This is a genomic window from Sphingomonas sp. BL-S-05, assembly GCF_055521695.1.
The window spans coordinates 473,314-491,875 of sequence record NZ_CM145499.1 but is presented as its reverse complement, the minus strand read 5'-3'; the positions used below and the strand labels follow the sequence as shown (position 1 = coordinate 491,875).

17 protein-coding genes are annotated in these 18,562 nt (G+C 68.4%); 6 read left to right on the top strand and 11 right to left on the bottom strand.

Annotated elements, in window-relative coordinates; genetic code table 11:
• Window positions 1–84 precede the first annotated feature (84 nt).
• Window positions 85–2,673 (top strand): molybdopterin-dependent oxidoreductase, encoded by a 2,589-nt coding sequence (locus ACZ1JS_RS02045; RefSeq protein ID WP_465167494.1) that lies wholly within the window; start codon window positions 85–87, stop codon window positions 2,671–2,673.
• Entirely contained in the window at window positions 2,663–3,457 is a 795-nt protein-coding gene (gene cobA / locus ACZ1JS_RS02040; protein ID WP_465167493.1) for a uroporphyrinogen-III C-methyltransferase, read from the top strand. The genes ACZ1JS_RS02045 and cobA overlap by 11 nt, the downstream gene beginning before the upstream one ends.
• A gap of 10 nt (window positions 3,458–3,467) precedes the next feature.
• On the opposite strand, the gene ACZ1JS_RS02035 is transcribed toward cobA, so the two are convergent.
• The 3 genes from ACZ1JS_RS02035 to ACZ1JS_RS02025 form a co-directional block, all read right to left on the bottom strand.
• Window positions 3,468–3,650, bottom strand: coding sequence for a hypothetical protein (locus ACZ1JS_RS02035; RefSeq protein ID WP_465167492.1), 183 nt, complete (start codon window positions 3,648–3,650; stop codon window positions 3,468–3,470).
• Between the two features lie 105 nt (window positions 3,651–3,755).
• Complete coding sequence (locus ACZ1JS_RS02030; RefSeq protein ID WP_465167491.1) at window positions 3,756–4,520, bottom strand: hypothetical protein; 765 nt, start codon at window positions 4,518–4,520, stop codon at window positions 3,756–3,758.
• Window positions 4,521–4,559: 39 nt separating this feature from the next.
• On the bottom strand, window positions 4,560–6,362 hold the full coding sequence (locus ACZ1JS_RS02025; protein WP_465167490.1) for a DUF885 domain-containing protein: 1,803 nt from the start codon (window positions 6,360–6,362) through the stop codon (window positions 4,560–4,562).
• 249 nt (window positions 6,363–6,611) lie between these two features.
• Here ACZ1JS_RS02025 and ACZ1JS_RS02020 point away from each other — a divergent pair, with 249 nt between their 5' ends.
• Window positions 6,612–7,883, top strand: a complete 1,272-nt coding sequence (locus tag ACZ1JS_RS02020; protein WP_465167489.1) for an Hsp70 family protein — start codon at window positions 6,612–6,614, stop codon at window positions 7,881–7,883.
• A 245-nt stretch (window positions 7,884–8,128) separates the two neighbouring features.
• Here ACZ1JS_RS02020 and treF read toward each other — a convergent pair whose 3' ends face one another.
• Window positions 8,129–9,691: an alpha,alpha-trehalase TreF gene (treF, locus tag ACZ1JS_RS02015; protein ID WP_465167488.1), complete on the bottom strand. Its 1,563-nt coding sequence runs from the start codon at window positions 9,689–9,691 to the stop codon at window positions 8,129–8,131.
• Window position 9,692: 1 nt separating this feature from the next.
• Window positions 9,693–10,694, bottom strand: a complete 1,002-nt coding sequence (locus tag ACZ1JS_RS02010; protein WP_465167487.1) for a fumarylacetoacetate hydrolase family protein — start codon at window positions 10,692–10,694, stop codon at window positions 9,693–9,695.
• A gap of 98 nt (window positions 10,695–10,792) precedes the next feature.
• Between ACZ1JS_RS02010 and ACZ1JS_RS02005 the strand changes: the two genes are divergently transcribed.
• Together ACZ1JS_RS02005 and ACZ1JS_RS02000 are read left to right on the top strand one after the other, a co-directional pair.
• The gene (locus tag ACZ1JS_RS02005) at window positions 10,793–11,278 is read left to right on the top strand and encodes a hemerythrin domain-containing protein (protein ID WP_465167486.1); all 486 of its coding nucleotides are present in this window, start codon (window positions 10,793–10,795) and stop codon (window positions 11,276–11,278) included.
• A gap of 38 nt (window positions 11,279–11,316) precedes the next feature.
• A complete protein-coding gene (locus ACZ1JS_RS02000; RefSeq protein ID WP_465167485.1) occupies window positions 11,317–12,606 on the top strand; it encodes an adenylosuccinate synthase in 1,290 nt (429 codons plus the stop codon).
• Window positions 12,607–12,968: 362 nt separating this feature from the next.
• On the opposite strand, the gene ACZ1JS_RS01995 is transcribed toward ACZ1JS_RS02000, so the two are convergent.
• The 6 genes from ACZ1JS_RS01995 to ACZ1JS_RS01970 form a co-directional block, all read right to left on the bottom strand.
• The gene (locus ACZ1JS_RS01995) at window positions 12,969–13,277 is read right to left on the bottom strand and encodes a hypothetical protein (protein ID WP_465167484.1); all 309 of its coding nucleotides are present in this window, start codon (window positions 13,275–13,277) and stop codon (window positions 12,969–12,971) included.
• 128 nt (window positions 13,278–13,405) lie between these two features.
• Window positions 13,406–14,473: a chorismate synthase gene (gene aroC / locus ACZ1JS_RS01990; RefSeq protein ID WP_465167483.1), complete on the bottom strand. Its 1,068-nt coding sequence runs from the start codon at window positions 14,471–14,473 to the stop codon at window positions 13,406–13,408.
• Window positions 14,470–14,985: a GNAT family N-acetyltransferase gene (locus ACZ1JS_RS01985; RefSeq protein ID WP_465167482.1), complete on the bottom strand. Its 516-nt coding sequence runs from the start codon at window positions 14,983–14,985 to the stop codon at window positions 14,470–14,472. Before ACZ1JS_RS01985 ends, aroC begins: the two co-directional genes overlap by 4 nt.
• Before the next feature lie 3 nt (window positions 14,986–14,988).
• Complete coding sequence (gene fabI / locus ACZ1JS_RS01980) at window positions 14,989–15,792, bottom strand: enoyl-ACP reductase FabI (protein ID WP_347340867.1); 804 nt, start codon at window positions 15,790–15,792, stop codon at window positions 14,989–14,991.
• On the bottom strand, window positions 15,789–16,730 hold the full coding sequence (locus ACZ1JS_RS01975) for a YihY/virulence factor BrkB family protein (RefSeq protein ID WP_345877668.1): 942 nt from the start codon (window positions 16,728–16,730) through the stop codon (window positions 15,789–15,791). The genes fabI and ACZ1JS_RS01975 overlap by 4 nt, the downstream gene beginning before the upstream one ends.
• 30 nt (window positions 16,731–16,760) lie before the next feature.
• Window positions 16,761–17,711, bottom strand: a complete 951-nt coding sequence (locus ACZ1JS_RS01970) for a DnaJ C-terminal domain-containing protein (RefSeq protein ID WP_465167481.1) — start codon at window positions 17,709–17,711, stop codon at window positions 16,761–16,763.
• 157 nt (window positions 17,712–17,868) lie between these two features.
• Here ACZ1JS_RS01970 and ACZ1JS_RS01965 point away from each other — a divergent pair, with 157 nt between their 5' ends.
• Window positions 17,869–18,549: a DUF4197 domain-containing protein gene (locus tag ACZ1JS_RS01965; protein WP_465167480.1), complete on the top strand. Its 681-nt coding sequence runs from the start codon at window positions 17,869–17,871 to the stop codon at window positions 18,547–18,549.
• The last annotated feature ends 13 nt before the right edge of the window (window positions 18,550–18,562 follow it).

Here is an 18,562-nt window from a genome sequence, read left to right as displayed (position 1 = left end):
GGGTCGGGGAGAGGGGGAGTCGCTTAATCGCGGTCGTCTCGCACTCCCCCTCTCCCAACCCTCTCCCCCAGGGGGGAGAGGGCTATGAGTGTTAAAACCACCTGCGCCTATTGCGGGGTCGGGTGCGGTATCGTCGCCACGCCCACCGGCCCGCGTACCGCGACCATCGCCGGCGACCCGGACCACCCCGCCAATGGCGGTCGCCTCTGTTCCAAGGGCACGCATCTTGGCGAGACGATCGGTCTGGAAGGCCGCCTGCTCCACCCCATGATCGGCCGCAAGCAGGCGACGTGGGACAAGGCGCTCGACCTCGTCGCGAAACGCTTCCGCGACACCATCGCCCAGCACGGTCCCGACAGCGTCGCCTTCTACGTCTCCGGCCAGTTGCTGACCGAGGACTATTATGTCGCCAACAAGCTGATGAAGGGGTTCATCGGGTCGGCGAACATCGACACCAATTCGCGGCTGTGCATGTCGAGCGCGGTCGCGGGGCATCTGCGCGCGTTCGGCGAGGATGTCGTGCCCGCCAATTACAGCGACCTCGACGCCGCCGACCTGATCGTGCTGGTCGGGTCGAACACCGCATGGTGCCATCCGATCGTCTATCAGCGCATCCGTGCCCGCTGCGACGCCGGGGCGAAGCTGGTCGTGATCGATCCGCGCCGGACCGAGACCGCCGACGAGGCCGACCTGCATCTGCCCGTAAAGCCCGGTACGGACGTCGCGCTGATGAACGGGCTGCTGGCATGGTGCCGCGATGCCGGCGCGCTCGACCGGGCCTATCTCGACGCGCATGTCGCGGTGCCGGACGGCTTCTGGGACAGCCTCGCCGACGGCTATGACCTGTGGTCGGTTGCGAAGACCTGCGATCTGCCCGCCGCCGATCTGCGCCGCTTCTACGAGCTGTTCGCCGCCACCCCGCGCACCGTCACGATGTTCAGCCAGGGCATCAACCAGTCGCTGACCGGCACCGATCAGGTCAATGCGATCGTCAACGTCCACCTCGCCACCGGCCGGATCGGCAAGCCCGGCGCCGCGCCCTTCTCGATCACCGGACAGCCCAATGCGATGGGCGGTCGCGAGGTCGGCGGCCTCGCCACCACGCTTGCCGCGCATATGGGGTTCGCACCCGAGGACGTGGCGCGCGTCGGCCGTTTCTGGGGCGCGCCGGCCATGGCGAGCGCGCCGGGGCTGAAGGCAGTCGACCTGTTCCGCGCCGTCGGCGAAGGCCGGGTGAAGGCGGTGTGGATCATGGCGACCAACCCCGCCGTGTCGATGCCCGATGCCGACCGCGTCCGCGCCGCGCTGGCCGATTGTCCGTTCGTCGTCGTGTCCGACGTGATCGCCGAGACCGATACGTCGGCCTATGCGCATGTCCGCCTGCCCGCCGCCGCATGGGGCGAAAAGGACGGCACGGTCACCAATTCGGAACGCGTCATCAGCCGCCAGCGCGCCTTCATTCCCCTGCCCGGCGAGGCGAAGCCCGACTGGTGGATCGTCGCGCAGGTCGCGCAGCGCATGGGCTGGCGCAGCGCCTTCGCCTATGACCGGCCGGCCGATATCTGGCGCGAGCATTGCCGGCTGTCGACCTATCAGAATGACGGGGCGCGCCGCTTCGCGCTGCCCGGCCATGCCGCGCGCGGCAATGCCGATTATGACGCGATGCAGCCGTTCCGCTGGGACGAGACGCCGTTCGCCGATGGCCGTTTCTCGACCGCCGATGGCCGCGCCCGCATGGTCTCGGTCGCGCAGAAGCCGGTGGCCGGTACGCTCGACGCATGGCCAATGACGCTCAACACCGGTCGCTATCGCGATCAGTGGCATACGATGACCCGCACGGGTCTCAGCCCCAAGCTGGCCCGCCACCGCGAGGAACCGCTGGTCGAGGTCCATCCGCAGGACGCGACCCGGCTCGGCATCGCCGATGGCGGCCTTGCCCGCGTGGCCACGCCGCAGGGCGACAGCCTGTACCGGGTGCAGGTCACGCCGGCCCAGCGGCCGGGCGAATTGTTCGTGCCGATCCACTGGACCGATCGCACCGCGACCGGTGGCCGTTCGGGCCGCCTGCCCCGCCCGCTGACCGATCCGGTATCGGGCCAGCCGGGGTTCAAGGCGACGCCGGCGCGGATCGCGGCGGTGGCATGCGACTGGCGCGGCTTCCTGATCGTCCGCGACGAAACCGCGCGCCCCGATTGCCTGTGGGCGACGCGGGTGGCGGTCCCGTGCGGCACCGTCTGGGATCTGGCCGGGAACGAGGATGCCGCGCGGCTCGACGCGCTGCTGCCGCGTGGCGAGCGGATCGAGGCGATCGACGCCGCACGCGGCACGCGCCGCATCGCGATCCTGCACGACGGTCGGCTCGCCGCGGCACTGTTCGTCACCCGTGACGGGTCGCTGCCGCCGCGCGACTGGCTGGTCGCGCAACTGGCCGAGGCGAGCGCCGCCCCGACGCTGCTCGCCGGCCGCGCACCGGGCGTACAGGTCGATCGCGGCCCGATCGTCTGCGCCTGTTTCGATATCGGCCTCAACACCATCCTGACCACCATCGCCGATCAGCGGCTGACCGACGTCGCCGCGATCGGCAAGGCGATCGGTGCAGGCACCAATTGCGGCTCATGCCGCCCCGCGCTTGCCAAGCTGCTGCAACCGAAAGGAACGACCCATGCCGCATGATTTCACCCCCGGCATGGTCTGGCTGGTCGGGGCCGGCCCCGGCGATCCCGACCTGCTGACCCGCAAGGCCGAACGCCTGATCGCCGCCGCCGATATCGTCTTCTACGACGCGCTGGTCGGCCCCGGCGTGCTCGACCTGATCGGCCCCCACGCCGAACGCGTCCCGGTCGGCAAGCGATCGGGACGTCATTCGAAGGATCAGCGTTCGATCAACGACCTGCTCGCCGATGCCGCGCTGGCGGGCAAGCGCGTGGTGCGGCTGAAGGGCGGCGATGCCTCGATCTTCGGCCGCTCGACCGAAGAGATCGAGCATCTCGCGGCGCACGGCGTCGCCACCCGCATCTGTCCCGGCATCACCGCCGCCAGCGCCGCGGCGGCATCGGGCGGGGTATCGCTGACGCTGCGCGGGCTGGCGCGCAAGCTCACCTTCGTCACCGCCCATGCCCGGGCGGGCGAAGCGCTCGACCTCGATTGGCGGACGCTGGCGGCGGCCGATGCGACGCTCGCCGTCTATATGGGCCGCGCCGCCGCGCACGAGGTCGCGCGCGAACTGATCGCCGCCGGCCGCGCTGCCGACACGCCGGTGATGGTCGCGGTCAACGTCTCGCTGCCGACCGAACGCATCATCCGCGGACGGCTGTCCGCCCTAGCCTTTCTGGTCGAGGCGATCAGCGACAGCGACCCCGCGCTGCTGCTGATCGGCGAGGCGGTGGCGGCTCCGATGCCGGTCGCCCGGTTCGTCGGCGCTGGCGTGGCGGGTCAGGTACCGGCGCAACCCGCCTGACGGCCGATCGTCACCATGCGCGCGGCAGGCCCCCTACCCGCCGCGCGACCGCCGCCTCGATCTCGTTCATTTCGACCTGCGACAGGGTGCCGGCCGTCAGCATCTTCCGCATCAGTTCGTCGACCAGCGCCGCGAGGAAATGTACCTCGGCACGCAGAGCGGTGGTGTCTTCCCCATGGGCGTTCACGTCCATTCGCTTCGACTCCGATCGCTTTCGTTGCGGAGCACCATCCACGTCGCGACTCCCGGGCGCAAGGACTTTGCGCGCGCGACCGACCGATCGAACCGGCCGCTGTGGTCAGGGCGACAGGCCGTCACCGCCATATTTCAGTTCCAGATAGCGGCTCTGCACCGCGATCGCGTCCAGCGCTCCATCGCCGGCCGCACCGCGCAGGCGCATCAGTTCGGCATCGATCAGATGCAGCCCGTTGACCAGATGATCGTCGGGAGTCCGCCCGTCGGGCAGCATCGTCCGGCGCGATGCGGACGGCACGTCGCGCCAGCCGTCGATCAGGTCGGGCAGTTCGACCGCGATCAGCTTGTGGATTGCCCCCGCCGCCGGGCTGCGCGGATCGAGCCGCTCGACCAGCGGACGCAGCCCGTCGAGGCGGTGGCGGATGTCGGTCGCCAGTTGCCGCGCCGGCGGCGGCAGGCCGCGCTGATACCCCGCCAGCCAGATATCGGCTTCCTCGACCAGATCGGGCAGTGCCGCCTGGACCAGCGCCTCGCGTCCCGGTGCGCGGGGGTCGGCGCGCACGACGATCAGCGTCGTCATGACGATCAGCGCTGCCATCGCCACCGCCAGCGCCACGCCCGGCGCGCCGATGGCGGCGAGGACCGCCCAGACCAGCAGCGCCCCCGCGCTGGCCATCGCCAGACGCAATGCCAGCCGGCGCTGTCGACGCGCCCGTGCCGCCCGGTCGCGGCGCGCCTGTTCGCGCCCTTCCGGCGACATGCGGCGCAACAATTCCTCGGCGCCGCTCAGCCCTACCTCGGCGAAGCCGCTCACGACCTTGCGCGCCCGCGGCAGGATCGGCCCCTGCTGATCGATATCGTCGTCCATACTTGGCAAGATGGGGGACGTTGCCGGATGATCCAGCGTCTATCGTTCGCGCGAACGCTGTTGCGGCACGAACTCGGTCATTACCGCCTTTTCGAGCAGGTCGGGCGGCAGCAGTCCCTGCGCCAGCAGGAAATCGTTGAAGGCCATCCGGTCGAACTTCGGACCCAATGCCAGTTCCGCCTCGATCCGAATGCGCAGCAGGCGGGTATAGCCGTAGAAATAGCTGCCCGCTTGGCCCGGTGCCCTCGACGTGTAGCGCTCAATCTCCTGCTTCGCCATCGCCGGCGACACCGCGACCTGCTCGATCAGGATGCGGCGGGCATCCTCGACCGGCAGCAGGCCGAGGTTGAGCATCGGGTCGAGAAACGCGCGCGCCGCGCGCAGCAGCCGCGCTTGATAGGCCATCAACTGCCCCTCGATCGGGTGATAGGGCAGCGCCTCCGCCTCGGCATATAGCGCCCATCCTTCGACGTTCACGCTGTTGAAGGCATAGAGGATGCGCGCCTGCGACACGCCGCCCTCGAGCATCGCCGAAAATTGCAGTTCGTGCCCCGGGCGCCCCTCATGCGCGCTGACCGACCATTGCGCGGCGGGGAAGTTGAAATCGTCGTAGCGCAGTTCGGGTCCGGCACCCGGAACGCCGACCGGCAGCACGAACGTGCCATATTCGCCCTTGTTGTTCAGCAGCGGCGGCGGTTCCATGTGCGGGGCGGGCGACGCCGCCGACTCCGCCACGCTCGCCAGCCGCATCTTCATCGGCCGCTCGGGCAGGGTCACGATGCGTTCGCGACGGATGGCGGCCTCGATCCGACGGTTGACCTCGGCATAGCTCGCCTCGATCCGGTCGTCGGCGATGGGGTCGCGCTTCAACTGGCGGATGACGTCGACATAGCTGCCCGGCGTCAGCCCCTTCTCGGCGGCGACGCGGGGGGCAATCGCAGCCATGGTCGCGCGGGTCTCGGCGAATTCGACCTGCGCCTGCGCGATCAGCTGGCGGGGATCGATGTCGATGCCGAACTGGCGGAGCCGGAAGGCGTACATTTCCGGCGGCAGCCGATGGTCGGTGCGGGCCAGCGGCAGGATGACGGTCCTGGTCCAGTCGGTATAGGCGGCGATCTGCGCATCGAGCTTCTTGAGCGCGGGACCGGCACCGGCGATCTTGTATTTCGCGAACAGCTTGCGGATACCGTCGGCATAGGTGGCGGCATTGGCGATGGCATTGTCGACCGACACCTTGTCGGGTCCGAGCAGCCCCGGTTTGCGCAGTTCCTCGAACCGGGCGCGGGCGAGGTCGGTCAGCGGCGTCGTGCCGGGCCAGTCGCCGACATAGCGCCGCAACAGTTCGACCGCCCGCGCGCGCCTTTGCGGTGCCACCTGATCGTCGAGCAGCATCTTCAACCCGCCGAACATCGCCTGCGGCGCGTCGATCCAGTTCAGCATGTATTTCCGGCGGAGCCGCATGCTTTCGATATCGTCGGCGACCGACTGGATCAGGATATCGAGATCCTGCCGGATCCGCGGGTCGCGCTCGCTCTCGCGGCGTCGCTTCAATTCGGCGATCACCGCGGTCAGCGCCTCGGTGCGCCGCTCGTCGCGCCGGGGCGCCAGATCGGTCGCCTGTCCGTCATAGGCCGACAGGCCGTTGCCCGACGCATCCTCGGGATCGAATTTCGCCTGTGCCGCAAGGACCAATGCGGTGTTGCGGTTGCTGGCCGCCACCCAATCCGCCTGCTGCGCAGTGGGCGCGGCCGGCGCCTGCGCGGCGTGCCCCGCCGTGCCTGCCGTCATTGCCCAGCCGGACGCCAGCGTCCCGACGACTACCACCCGTACCAACCCGACCATCGCTTTTCCCCGCCCGTCCGCACACTTCCGGCGACACGTACCATGATCGAAGGCATCCGCAATATTGGCCCTGGCGTCCGTCGGGATCGGGAATGGGGACGTTCGCAACGGGCTCGCGACAAGCAGAGAGCCGGGGATGGGCAGGCTCTTGGTCGCAGCTTGAACCTTCCCGCCGCAACCGCCCCCGACCCCCCGAGACAAACCCCTGCAAGCCGTGTACGGCAACCCGCCGCCGCCCGGAGCCCCGCAATGTCCCTCGGCCTAGATTTCGGCACGACCAATTCCGTCCTCGCCCACGCGACCGGCGACGCCGCCCACCTCGTGCCCCTCGACGGTCCCGATGGTGCCGATCCCGTCTTCCGCTCGGCGCTATGCTTTTGGCAGGACGACGTCCCCGGCGGCATCGCGGTCGAGGCGGGGCCATGGGCGATCGACGAATATCTCCAATATCCAGAGGGTTGCCGCTTCCTGCAATCCTTCAAATCGGTCGCGGCCAGCCCCAGCTTCGATACCGCCCCGATCTTCACCAAACGCTACCGGTTCGAGGATCTCGGCCGCGCCTTCCTCGCGCGCATGGCGGCCCGCGCGGGGGGCGCCCTGAACGGGGCCAAGCGCATCGTCGTCGGCCGCCCGATCACCTATGCCGGCCATCGCCCCGACGAAGCGCTCGCGCGCCAACGCTATGACGCGATGTTCGCCGCGCTGGGTGCCGAAATCCTCTATGTCTACGAACCGCTGGGCGCGGCGTTCAGCCATGCAGCGACCCTGACCGAAGCCGCCACGATCCTTGTCGCCGATTTCGGCGGCGGTACCAGCGACTTCTCGGTCGTCCGCCTCGAAGCCCCCGGCGCCGACCGCCGCGCCCGTCCGCTCGGCCATGCCGGTATCGGCATCGCCGGCGACCAGTTCGACCGCCGCATCCTCGACAAGCTGGTCCTGCCGCTACTGGGCAAGGGCGGCACCTATCGTTCGTTCGACAAGGTGCTGGAGATCCCGCCGGGCCATTTCACCGACTTCACCGACTGGTCGCGCCTCGCGCTGATGCGCAACCGCAAGACCATGGCCGAGCTGGACAAACTCCGCCGCGCCGCCACCGATCCGCAAGCCATCGAACGCATGATCGCGATCATCGAGGGCGAACAGGGATATCCGCTCTACGATGCGGTCGGACAGGTGAAGCGTGCCTTGTCGCAAGGCGACAGCGCGACCTTCGCCTTCGCAGGCGGCGGCATCGCGATCGAGGCACAAGTGACGCGCGACCAGTTCGAGGCGTGGATCGCCGAAGACCTCGCCCGCATCATGGCGACCGTCGAGAGCGCACTCGACGCGGCCGGCCTCGCGGCGGGCGCGATCGACCGTGTCTTCCTGACCGGCGGCACCTCGCTCACCCCCGCTATCCGCCGCGCCTTTGCCGACCGCTTCGGGCAGGACCGGCTGGCTTCGGGCAACGAACTGACCTCGGTCGCGCACGGCCTCGCGCTGATCGGCCAGCAGGACGATGTCGCGACGTGGACGGCTTGAGCCTGTCCTACACGCTCAAGCGCTGGCATCCTTGCCGACGCTCTTTGAATCGTCCGCCACGCATCAGCCCCAGCTATCGTCGCCCCAGCGAAGGCTGGGGCCTCGACCGACTCCTGTCACGCCCGACAACCGGGAGATCCCAGCCTTCGCTGGGATGACGCGTGGTTCGAGCAGTTCGACCGGACAGCCGCTTCCGATGTACAAAACGCGCACGAGTGTGAACTTCGTGAACTTTGGCTCCGAAACTACTGCCCGGTCCGCGCCATCAGCGCCCGCGTGACCCCGTTGGTCCACCCGAACCCGTCCTGCAGCGGATATTCCCCGCCCCCACCCGGCCGGACCTCCTCAAAGTCATATTTCTCGACCAGCTTGCCCGACGCGGCATATTCGCGCCCGACGCTGGCCAGAAACCGCTGCGAAATCTTAACCGCCAGGGACTTATGCCCGGTCCGGTCCAGCCCGTGGACCGCGATCCATTGCAGCGGCGCCCAGCCATTGGGCCTGTCCCATTGCTGCCCGGTATCGATTAGCGTCGACCGCAACCCGCCCGGCGCCAGCAATTGCCGCTCGATCGTCGCCGCCACCCGCTCGGCCCGCTTGCCGGTCGTCAGCCCGACGAACAGGGGATAGGCGGTTGCCGCGGTCACGCCGCTCCGAAGCTGCCGCCGCTTGAGGTCATAGTCGCCATAGCGCCCCTCGGCCTCGCTCCACAGCCAGCGATCGATCGCCGCCCCGCGCTTCGCCGCCCGGTCGGCGAAGTCGCGCGCCGTCGCCGCGTCGCCCGCCTTCGCCGCGCCATCGGCGATCGCCCGCTCCATACCCCATAGCAAGCTGTTGAGATCGGCCGGCAGGACGTTGGTCGTGTCGATCGTCGCGAGGGTCCGCCCATCGGCCAGCCAGCGCGACGAAAAGTCCCAGCCGCTCTCCGCCCCGGCGCGCAGGTCGCGATACACCTCCGCCACCGGTCGGCCGCTGGCCTTCGCCGTCTCGACATCCTCGCGCCACGACTCGTCGCGCGGCGTCGTGCGTGCGTCCCAATAATGCTGCAGCACCGCCCCGTCTGGCAGCGTCGCCGACCGCTCCGGGGTGGTGAAGAAGGCATGTTCGCGCTTCAACGCCGCCAGCCGCCGCGCCAGCACCGCCGGGTCGGTCTCCTTCGACAGCCCCATCATCAGATACAGGAATGGCGGCTGCGACCGGCTGAGATAGTAGCTCCGCGTGCCGTTGGGCACATGGCCGTATCGCTCGACCAGATCGGTGAACGCCGCGACCATCGATTCGATCAGGTCCTGCCGGTTGTCCGCCGCCAGCCCCAGCATCGTGAAATAGCTGTCCCAGTAATACATTTCCCGGAACCGCCCGCCGGGCACCACGAACCGGTCGGCCACCGCCAGCGCGCTCGATCCCGGTGGCGGCGCCACCGGATCGCGGGTCAGATGCGGCCACAGCCCGGCGATATGCCGCTCGATCGGCAGGCGCGGACCATGGTCGGACTCGGGTACCGGCAACAGCCCCGGCACGTCGAAATTGGCCAGAACGAACGCCTTGAGCGCGGCATCGTCCCTGAACGCGCCGCGCCGGAAATCGGCGAGGATCGCCGCGTCGGACCGCTTGGGTACCGCATCGACGAAGGTCTTGCCGTCGGGAAAGATGCGCCGCATCTGCACCGCTTCGAACAGCGGCCCGAACCGGTCGGCCGGGGTCGGCACCCGTGCCGCCGGGGCCGTGACGGCCACCGGCGGCGCCTGGCCGGGCGCAGCGCACCCGGCCAGCAACAACGGCAGCAACAGCCGATAGCGGTGCAGCACGTCAGGCCACCGTCTGCTCGATGACGCCAAAGATCGGGTGATGCCGGTCATCCTCGGCCCAGATGCGGACGGTATCGCCCGCCTTCAGGAACGGCGTCTCCGCCTTGCCGCCCCGGATCGTCTCGACCGTGCGGATTTCCGCAAGACAGGAATAACCGACCCCGCCCTCGGCGACCGGCTTGCCCGGCCCGCCATCGGCGTCGCGGTTCGACACCGTGCCCGATCCGATGATCGTCCCCGCGCCCAGCGCCCGCGTCTTCGCGGCATGGGCGATCAGCGTGCCGAAATCGAAGGTCATGTCCTCGCCCGCTTCCGCCCGGCCGAACGGCTTTCCGTTCAGGTCGACATTGAGCTTGCGGTGCAGCTTGCCGTCCCGCCACCAGTCGCCCAGCGCATCGGGGGTCACGAACACCGGCGAGAAGGCGGACGCCGGCTTCGACTGGAAGAAGCCGAACCCCTTCGCCAATTCCCCCGGGATCAACCCGCGCAGCGACACGTCGTTGGTCAGCCCGACCAGCCGCACCGCCGCCAGCGCCTCCTCGCGCGTCGCACCCATGGCGACATCGCCGGTGACGACCACCACCTCGCCCTCGAAATCGAGGCCCCAGCTATCGTCGCCCGCCGGGATCATGTCGCGCGGCCCCAGAAAGGCGTCCGACCCACCCTGATACATCAGCGGATCGTGCCAGAAGCTGTCGGGCATCTCCGCCCCGCGCGCCTGCCGCACCAGCGCGACATGGTTCACATAGGCCGACCCGTCCGCCCATTGATACGCCCGCGGCAGCGGCGACGCGGCGTCGCGTTCGTGGAACCGGTCCTTGGGGATCACGTCATGGTCGAGATCGGTGGCGAGGTTGCGCAGATCGCCCTCGACCCGGTCCCAGTCGTCCAGCGCCGCCTGCAACGTCGGCACGATCGCGCTCGCATCGGCATACCAGGCAAGGTCGCTCGACACGACGACCAGCCGACCGTCCCGGCCGTGCTTGAGGCTGGCGAGTTTCATGGATGCGCTCTCCTGATCGTTATGCTTGGCCCCCGCTTCTGCGCGTCCCGACCGGCGATGTCGAGGGGCCGGACAGCACCGTTTCTTAACCCGTTCCGATGCATGGGAAATCAATCGTCTTCCACAGGTCCGCCGCCATGCTCAGCGCCGAACGATTGATCCTCGAACATCTGCAGCTGGCGTCCGTGGCGGCCGATCTCCTGCATCACGCCGAGGCGCGGCCGATCGATCCGGCGTCGGTTGCGACGGCACGCTGGTCGCTCAGCCGGCAGTTGCTCGCCCATCTCGCGACCGAAGATCGCCTGCTTTACCCGATGCTCCGGCGCAGCCCGGATCGGACGACGGCGGAACTGGCCGAACGGTTCGCCACCGAACTGGGCGGGCTCGCCGATACGTTCAAGGACTATATGCTCGGCTGGACTCCCGAACGGATGCAGTGCGATCCCGACGGCTTCGAACGCGACACCCACGCGCTGTTCGAACGACTGGGCGAACGCATCCGTCGTGAGGAAGCCGAACTCTATCGTCACATTCCTGACATGCGGACCGTCGCCAAGGTGGACGTAGCCGCGCGACGGGCCTAGTGCAGCGCCGATACCGGCATGCATGAGGGTAACAGGACGTGGCGAACGTAGCGGTGATCGGCGCCCAATGGGGTGACGAGGGCAAGGGAAAGATCGTCGACTGGCTGGCGGAACGCGCCGACATGGTCGTACGATTCCAGGGCGGCCATAATGCCGGTCACACGCTGGTCGTCGGGGGCACCACCTACAAGCTGTCGCTGCTCCCCTCGGGCATCGTGCGCGGCACTCCGTCGATCGTCGGCAACGGCGTCGTCCTCGATCCATGGGCGCTGAAGGCCGAGGTCGAGCGGCTCCGCGAACAGGGCGTTTCGGTCACGCCCGACACGCTGATGATCGCCGAGACCTGCGCGCTCATCCTCCCCTTCCACCGCGACCTCGACGGGTTGCGCGAGGACGCCAGCGGCGCGGGCAAGATCGGCACCACCCGCCGCGGCATCGGCCCGGCGTACGAGGACAAGGTCGGCCGCCGCGCGATCCGCGTCTGCGACCTCGCCCATCTCGACCAGCTCGAACCGCAGCTCGATCGCCTGACCGCACATCACGACGCGTTGCGCGCCGGCTTCAACGAACCGGCGATCGATCGCGCCGCGCTGATCGCCGAACTGCGCGAGATCGCCGATTTCGTGCTGCCCTATGCCCAGCCGGTTTGGCGCGTGCTGGCGCAGGCGAAGGCGAAGGGGCAGCGGATCCTGTTCGAAGGCGCGCAGGGCGTGCTGCTCGACATCGATCATGGGACCTATCCGTTCGTGACCTCGTCCAACACCATTGCCGGCACGGCGGCGGGCGGATCGGGCATGGGTCCGGGCGCGGTCGGCTTCGTGCTCGGCATTGCCAAGGCCTACACCACCCGCGTCGGCTCTGGCCCCTTCCCGACCGAACTCGAGAACGAAACCGGCGAGCGGCTCGGCGTGCGCGGCCATGAATTCGGAACGGTGACCGGCCGCAAGCGCCGCTGCGGCTGGTTCGACAGCGTGCTGGTGCGGCAGGCGGCGGCGGTCGGCGGCATCACCGGCATCGCCCTCACCAAGATCGACGTCCTCGACGGGTTCGAGGAAGTGGCGATCTGCACCGGCTATCGCTTGGGCGACCAGGTGCTCGACTATTATCCTGCCCATGCCGCCGATCAGGCGAAGGTCGAGCCGATCTACGAAACCATGCCCGGCTGGTCGGAATCGACCGCCGGCGCGCGGAGCTGGGCGGAACTCCCGGCCCAGGCGATCAAATATATCCGCCGAATCGAGGAACTGATCCAGTGCCCGGTAACGCTGGTGTCGACCAGCCCCGAGCGCGACGACACGATCCTCGTGCGCGATCCGTTCGCGGACTGATCAGGGCGCACTCCAACCTTCCTCTTTCACCCCCCTTTGCTTCGAGCGGAGGTTCGAGCCTGTCGAGAACCGAAGTCGAGAAGGAGTTGCCCCAAACGGGCCGTTCTCGACTACCGCTTCTCGACAAGCTCGAAGCTGCTCGAACCGAACGGAGAAGATGGGTTGGCTAAAGACTGATTTAACGCTGATCCGTCACGTCATCCCAGCGAAGGCTGGGATCTCCCGGTTATAGTGCGGGGTAGGAGCCGCCGGATGCCCCGGCCTCCGCCGGGGCGACGTTTCCGGTTGGCTGGATCGGCACCCAGACAACAAAAGGCCCGCCCGGATCGCTCCGGGCAGGCCTTTTCGTCATACCGACAGGATCAACGCGGCGTGCGCGCCTTGCCCGGCGGCTTGGTGGCAGGCGTCTCACCCGTCGTGGTCGGCGGCGTGGTGTCGTCAGTGGTGGTCGTCGTCTCGTCCGTCGTCGACTCACCCGGGCGGGTCGGGTCGGTCGGCACCGGGTTGGTCGGGCCGGTCGTCTGCGGCAGCGGCTGCGTCGGCCGCGCCGGATCGACCGTGCCGGGCACGCTGTTCGGCGAAGTCGGTTGCGTCTGGGTCGTCGGCACCTGCGCGACGGCGACGGTAGCCCCGCCCAGGATCAGCAGGCTCGCGAAAATGGTCTTGCGCATCGAGTGTCTCCTTGCATCAAGCAGGGGACTCAAGTCGCGAACCGGCATAAGGGTCCGGGTGAATCGCTCAACCCATCGTAAAATCTGGTCATTTTCAGGGCAAGGCGTTTTGCCACGACGACCGGCGTTCAGCCGACCTGCCCGCGATGCCGCAATTTCTGGTCGGCCAGCACCAGGGCGACCATCGCCTCGACCACCGGCACGCCGCGAATGCCCACGCACGGATCATGCCGCCCCTTGGTCGCGATCGTCGTCGCCAGCCCGTCGGGTCCGATCGTTTCCACCGGGGTCAGGATCGAACTGGTCGGCTTGAACGCGACGCGCAGCGTCACCGGCTGACCGGTCGAAATACCCCCCGCAATGCCCCCGGCATGGTTGGCGAGAAATTCAGGCGCGCCGACGCCCGGCCGCATCGGATCGGCATTCTGTTCGCCCGACAACGCCGCCGCCGCGAAGCCGTCGCCGATCTCGACACCCTTTACCGCGTTGATCGACATGGCCGCGCTCGCCAGTTCGGCGTCGAGCTTGGCATAGAGCGGCGCGCCCCATCCCGCCGGCACCCCGTCGGCGCGACAGGCGACGACCGCGCCCAGCGACGACCCCGCCTTGCGCGCGCCATCGACCAGTGCCTCCCAGCGCGCCGCTGCCGCCGCGTCGGGACAGAAGAACGGATTGCGGCCGATCTCCGCAGCATCGAACGTCGCCGGATCGATCGCGTCGCCGCCGATCGATTCGACCCATGCGGTGATCGTCACTTCCGGGATCACCAGCCGCGCCACCGCGCCCGCCGCGACCCGTGCCGCCGTCTCGCGCGCCGACGAGCGCCCGCCGCCGCGATAGTCGCGAAAGCCGTATTTGGCGTCATAGGCATAGTCGGCATGACCGGGCCGATACGCCTTGGCGACGTCCGAATAGTCCTTCGACCGTTGGTCGACATTCTCGATCATCAGGCTGATCGGCGTTCCCGTGGTCCGTCCGTCGAACACCCCCGACAGGATGCGCACCGCATCGGGTTCGCGCCGCTGCGTGGTGAAGCGGCTGGTCCCCGGCCGCCGCGCGTCGAGAAACGGCTGGATATCCGCCTCGCTGAGCGTCAATCCCGGCGGACACCCGTCGACCACCGCACCAAGCGCCGGGCCATGACTTTCGCCCCAGGTCGTGAAGCGGAACAGGTGGCCGAAACTATTGTGACTCATGCATCTTCCCCCAGCGCCGCAAAGGCGCGTGCATGGGTCGCCACGCCAGGGGTGTGCACGCACGGCCCGTCGTTCAGGCGGATGCCCATGAAATTCTCCCCGGCATAGGGGCTGTCGAACCCCCGCGCCGTCGCAGCCTCGAACCCGAAGCGCTCGTAAAAGGCCGGATCACCCAGCACGAAAGCCAGTTCGACCCCGGCGCTGCGCAAATGGGCGATGGCGGCGGCGACCAGCGCCTCGCCGACGCCCTGCCCGCGTGCCGCCTTCGCCACCGCCAGCGGCGCGATCGCGACGCCTGCAACCTCGCGCGTATCGGCGGTCACCTGCATCCGGCTGGCGGCGATCATACCGACCACCGCACCCGCATCCTCGGCGACCAGCACCAGCACCAGATCGCCGTCGATCGCCAGTTGCTGGACCAGCCGCGCCTCTTCGTCGCGCGGGAAACAGGCGCGCAACAGGCTATCGACCGCCGGCGCGTCCGCACCGGTCGCCGCGCGGATGACGCTCATCGCTTAGGACAGCGCGATGTCGGGCGCGTCCTCGGCCTTCATGCCGATGACATTGTACCCGGCGTCGACGTGATGGATCTCGCCGGTCACGCCGCTCGCCAGATCGCTCAGCAGATACAGCCCCGCCCCGCCGACATCGTCGATCGTGACGTTGCGGCGCAGCGGCGAGTTCAGCTCGTTCCACTTCAGGATGTAGCGGAAATCGCCGATGCCGCTGGCGGCCAGCGTCTTGATCGGACCGGCCGAGATCGCGTTCACCCGGATATTTTCCGGACCCATGTCCATCGCCAGATACTTGACCGACATGTCGAGCGCCGCCTTGGCCACGCCCATCACGTTGTAATGCGGCACGACCTTTTCCGACCCGTAATAGGTCAGCGTCAGCAGCGATCCGCCGTTCGGCATCAGCGCCCGCGCGCGCTTGGCGACGGCGGTGAACGAATAGACGCTGATGTTCATCGTCATCAGGAAATTGTCGAGGCTGGTGTCGTAATAATGCCCGCGCAGTTCGTTCTTGTCCGAAAAGCCGATGGCATGGACGACGAAATCGATCGTCGGCCACCGCGCGGCGATCGTGTCGAATGCCGTGTCGAGCGCACCCATGTCGGCGACGTCGCATTCGATCAGGAAGTCTGAGCCGAGTTCGCCCGCCAGCGGACGGACGCGCCGCTCCAGCGCTTCTCCCTGATAGGTGAAGGCCAGTTCCGCACCCTGCGCCGCGAGCTGCTTGGCGATGCCCCAGGCCAGCGACCGATCATTGGCGAGGCCCATGATGACCCCGCGCTTGCCCTGCATCAAACCGTTCACGCGACTTTCCCTTTTTCGTCTGTTGGCACCCCCTCTAGACCGGGATCGGGCGTTTCCGCCAGCGCCGCGTTCAATTCGCCGCCGATCACCACGCCCAGGCCGACGATATAGAAGAAAAACAACGCGATCATCACCCCGGCAAGGCTGCCATAGGTGCGGTCATACCCCCCTAACGCGTCGATCGCCAGCGGCAGCAACTGCGTCGTGCCGATCCACACCGTCGCCGTCGCCACCGCGCCCGGCCATTTCGGACATTTCGACAGCCGATATTTTTTCGGCGCGAGCGAATAGAACAGCGTGTAGAGCGCGATGAACAGCGCCAGCGCCGGAAACAGCTTCGCGATCGACAGATAGGCGGCATAGGGCTGCAGGAACGGCAGCACGCGGTAGATCAGCTGCTCGACACCGACCAGCACGACCTGAAGGCTGAATGCGATCATCAGCATCACCACCGACCCGACGATCAGCCCGATCGACCCGAGCCGATATTCCCAGAAGGGCCGCGAGAACGGGATGCCATAGGCCTGGCGCAGGATCGAGCGCACCGTTTCGATGAAGCCGGTCGTCGTCCACAGCCCGACCAGCGCGCCCAGCCACAACAGCGACCCCGACCGCGCCTGCAACACGTCGAGGATCGGCTGTTCCAGCACCACCGCCACGTCGCGTGGCACGGTTTCGAGGAACGCGGTGACCGCATGGATGCTGTCGCCGCTGCGCCCCACCGCGCGGGCGATTGCCGCGGCGACGATGAAGAACGGGAACAGCGTCAGCAGCGAGAGATAGGCGAGGTTGCCGGCATGGGTGAAGCCGTCGTTGAACGTCCCGACCGCGACGCGCTTGATGACCTCGATCGCCCGCGCCGACGGCCGCAGCCGCGACAGCGCGGGCCGGCCCCGATGGCCGCGTACCTCGGGACTTTCCGGGGACGGCTGGTTCATGAAACGGTCTCCGGTCGGGTCAGAACCGCGTCAAACGCCGAAGCGTGCCCGCGGGTCCGCCGTCCGCCCCGGCCAGTCCGCGACGAACGCCGCCAGCGCGGCATCGTCTGCGGGCAGATCGACCATCAGCGTGACCAGCTGATCGCCGCGCGTCCCGTCCTTGCGATGGAAGCCGCGCCCCTTCAGCCGCAGCGTCTTGCCAGATGTCGCGCCCTTCGGCACGCTCAGCATCACCGCGCCTTCGACGGTCGGCACGCGCACCTTCGCGCCCAGCACCGCTTCGGCCAGATTGACCGGCAGGTCGATGCGGATATCGTCACCATCGCGGGTATAGAAACGGTGCGGCTCGACCTCGATCGTGACGATCGCGTCGCCCGGTCCGCCCGGCCCCGGATCGCCCTTCCCGCCCAGTCGCATCTGCGTACCGGTATCGACGCCGGCAGGGAGTTTCAGGTCGATCGTCTTGCCATCCGCCAGCGTAATCCGCTGCGGGCTGAGCGTCGCCGCATCCTCGAACGGCACCTTCAGCTTATAGGCGACATTGCCGCCCTTTGGCTGCGGACGCCGGCCGAAACCGCTGGCGAAGCCGCCGCCGGCGTTGCTGCGCCCGCCGAACAGCCCCTCGAAAATATCCGAAAAGTCCCCGCCCTGCGCATCGCCACCCATGTCGAAACCGCCGCGACCGCCCGGCCCGGCCCGGAAACCGCCGCCGAAACCACCGGCACCGCCGCCCCCGCCATAGCCGAACGGCGCGGCCGGATTGCCGTCGCCATCGATCTCGCCCCGGTCGAACCGCGCGCGCTTGTCCTTGTCGGTCAGCAGGTCATAGGCCTGCGTAACCTTGGAAAACCGGTCCGACGCGGCCCTGTCGTCCTTGTTACGGTCCGGGTGCAGCTCCTTGGCGAGCTTGCGATACGCTTTCTTGATGTCTGCCTCGGTGGCGCTGCGCGCCACACCCAGGGTTGCATAGGGATCAGCCATGGTCCGGTAGCTAGGGCCGGACGCGGCGCTCGGCAATGGGACAAACCCGCGAAACGGAAGCAAAACGATCCCCGGTTCAACGTCGGTTCACGCGTATCGCGGCACCGGAAGCGCCTGGCTGCGTTGGCAGCGCGATCTTCCCCAGGAGAACCGGCCCATGATCCACGCCCCGATGTCCCGTCGCCGCATCCTCGGTGCGACCGCCGCAATGCTTCCGATAGCCATTCTCGGCGGCTGCGCGACCCCGCTCGGCAGCTATGGCGTCGAGGAAGGCGTACGGCGGCTGCTGACGCTATCGAGCCAGCGCGCGTTCGAACGGCTGATCCGTCCCGGTGGCTTCTACGACGATCAGTTGACGCGGCTGACGCTGCCCGAGACCGCCGGGCAGAACAATGTGTTGGCGGCGGTGCTGCGGACCAATGCGGTGCGTTCGCGCATCGCGCTGGCGCTGAACGATATCGCCGTCGATGCCGCCGACCGGGCCACGCCGGTGGTGCTCAATTCGATCCGCGGGCTGACGCTGGCCGATGCGGTGGCGGTGCTGCGCGGCGGGCCGACCGCCGCCACCGACCTGCTGGCGCAATCGGCCCGCGGCGCGGTGATCGACGCGCTGTTCCCGACCTTCTCGAACGGGCTGCGCTCCGATACCGCCGAGATCCTGTCGGCGATCGTCGCGGCACAGACCGGCATCGATTACGGCGCGCTGGCCCGCAGTGCCGCCGATCAGGCGGGCAATGCGATTTTCCGCGCGATCGGGCGCGAGGAAGCGGCGATCCGGGCCGATCCGCGCCGCACCGGCGATCCGGTGCTGACCGCGCTGCTGCTCGGCACGCGCTGACGCTTGGCAAGGG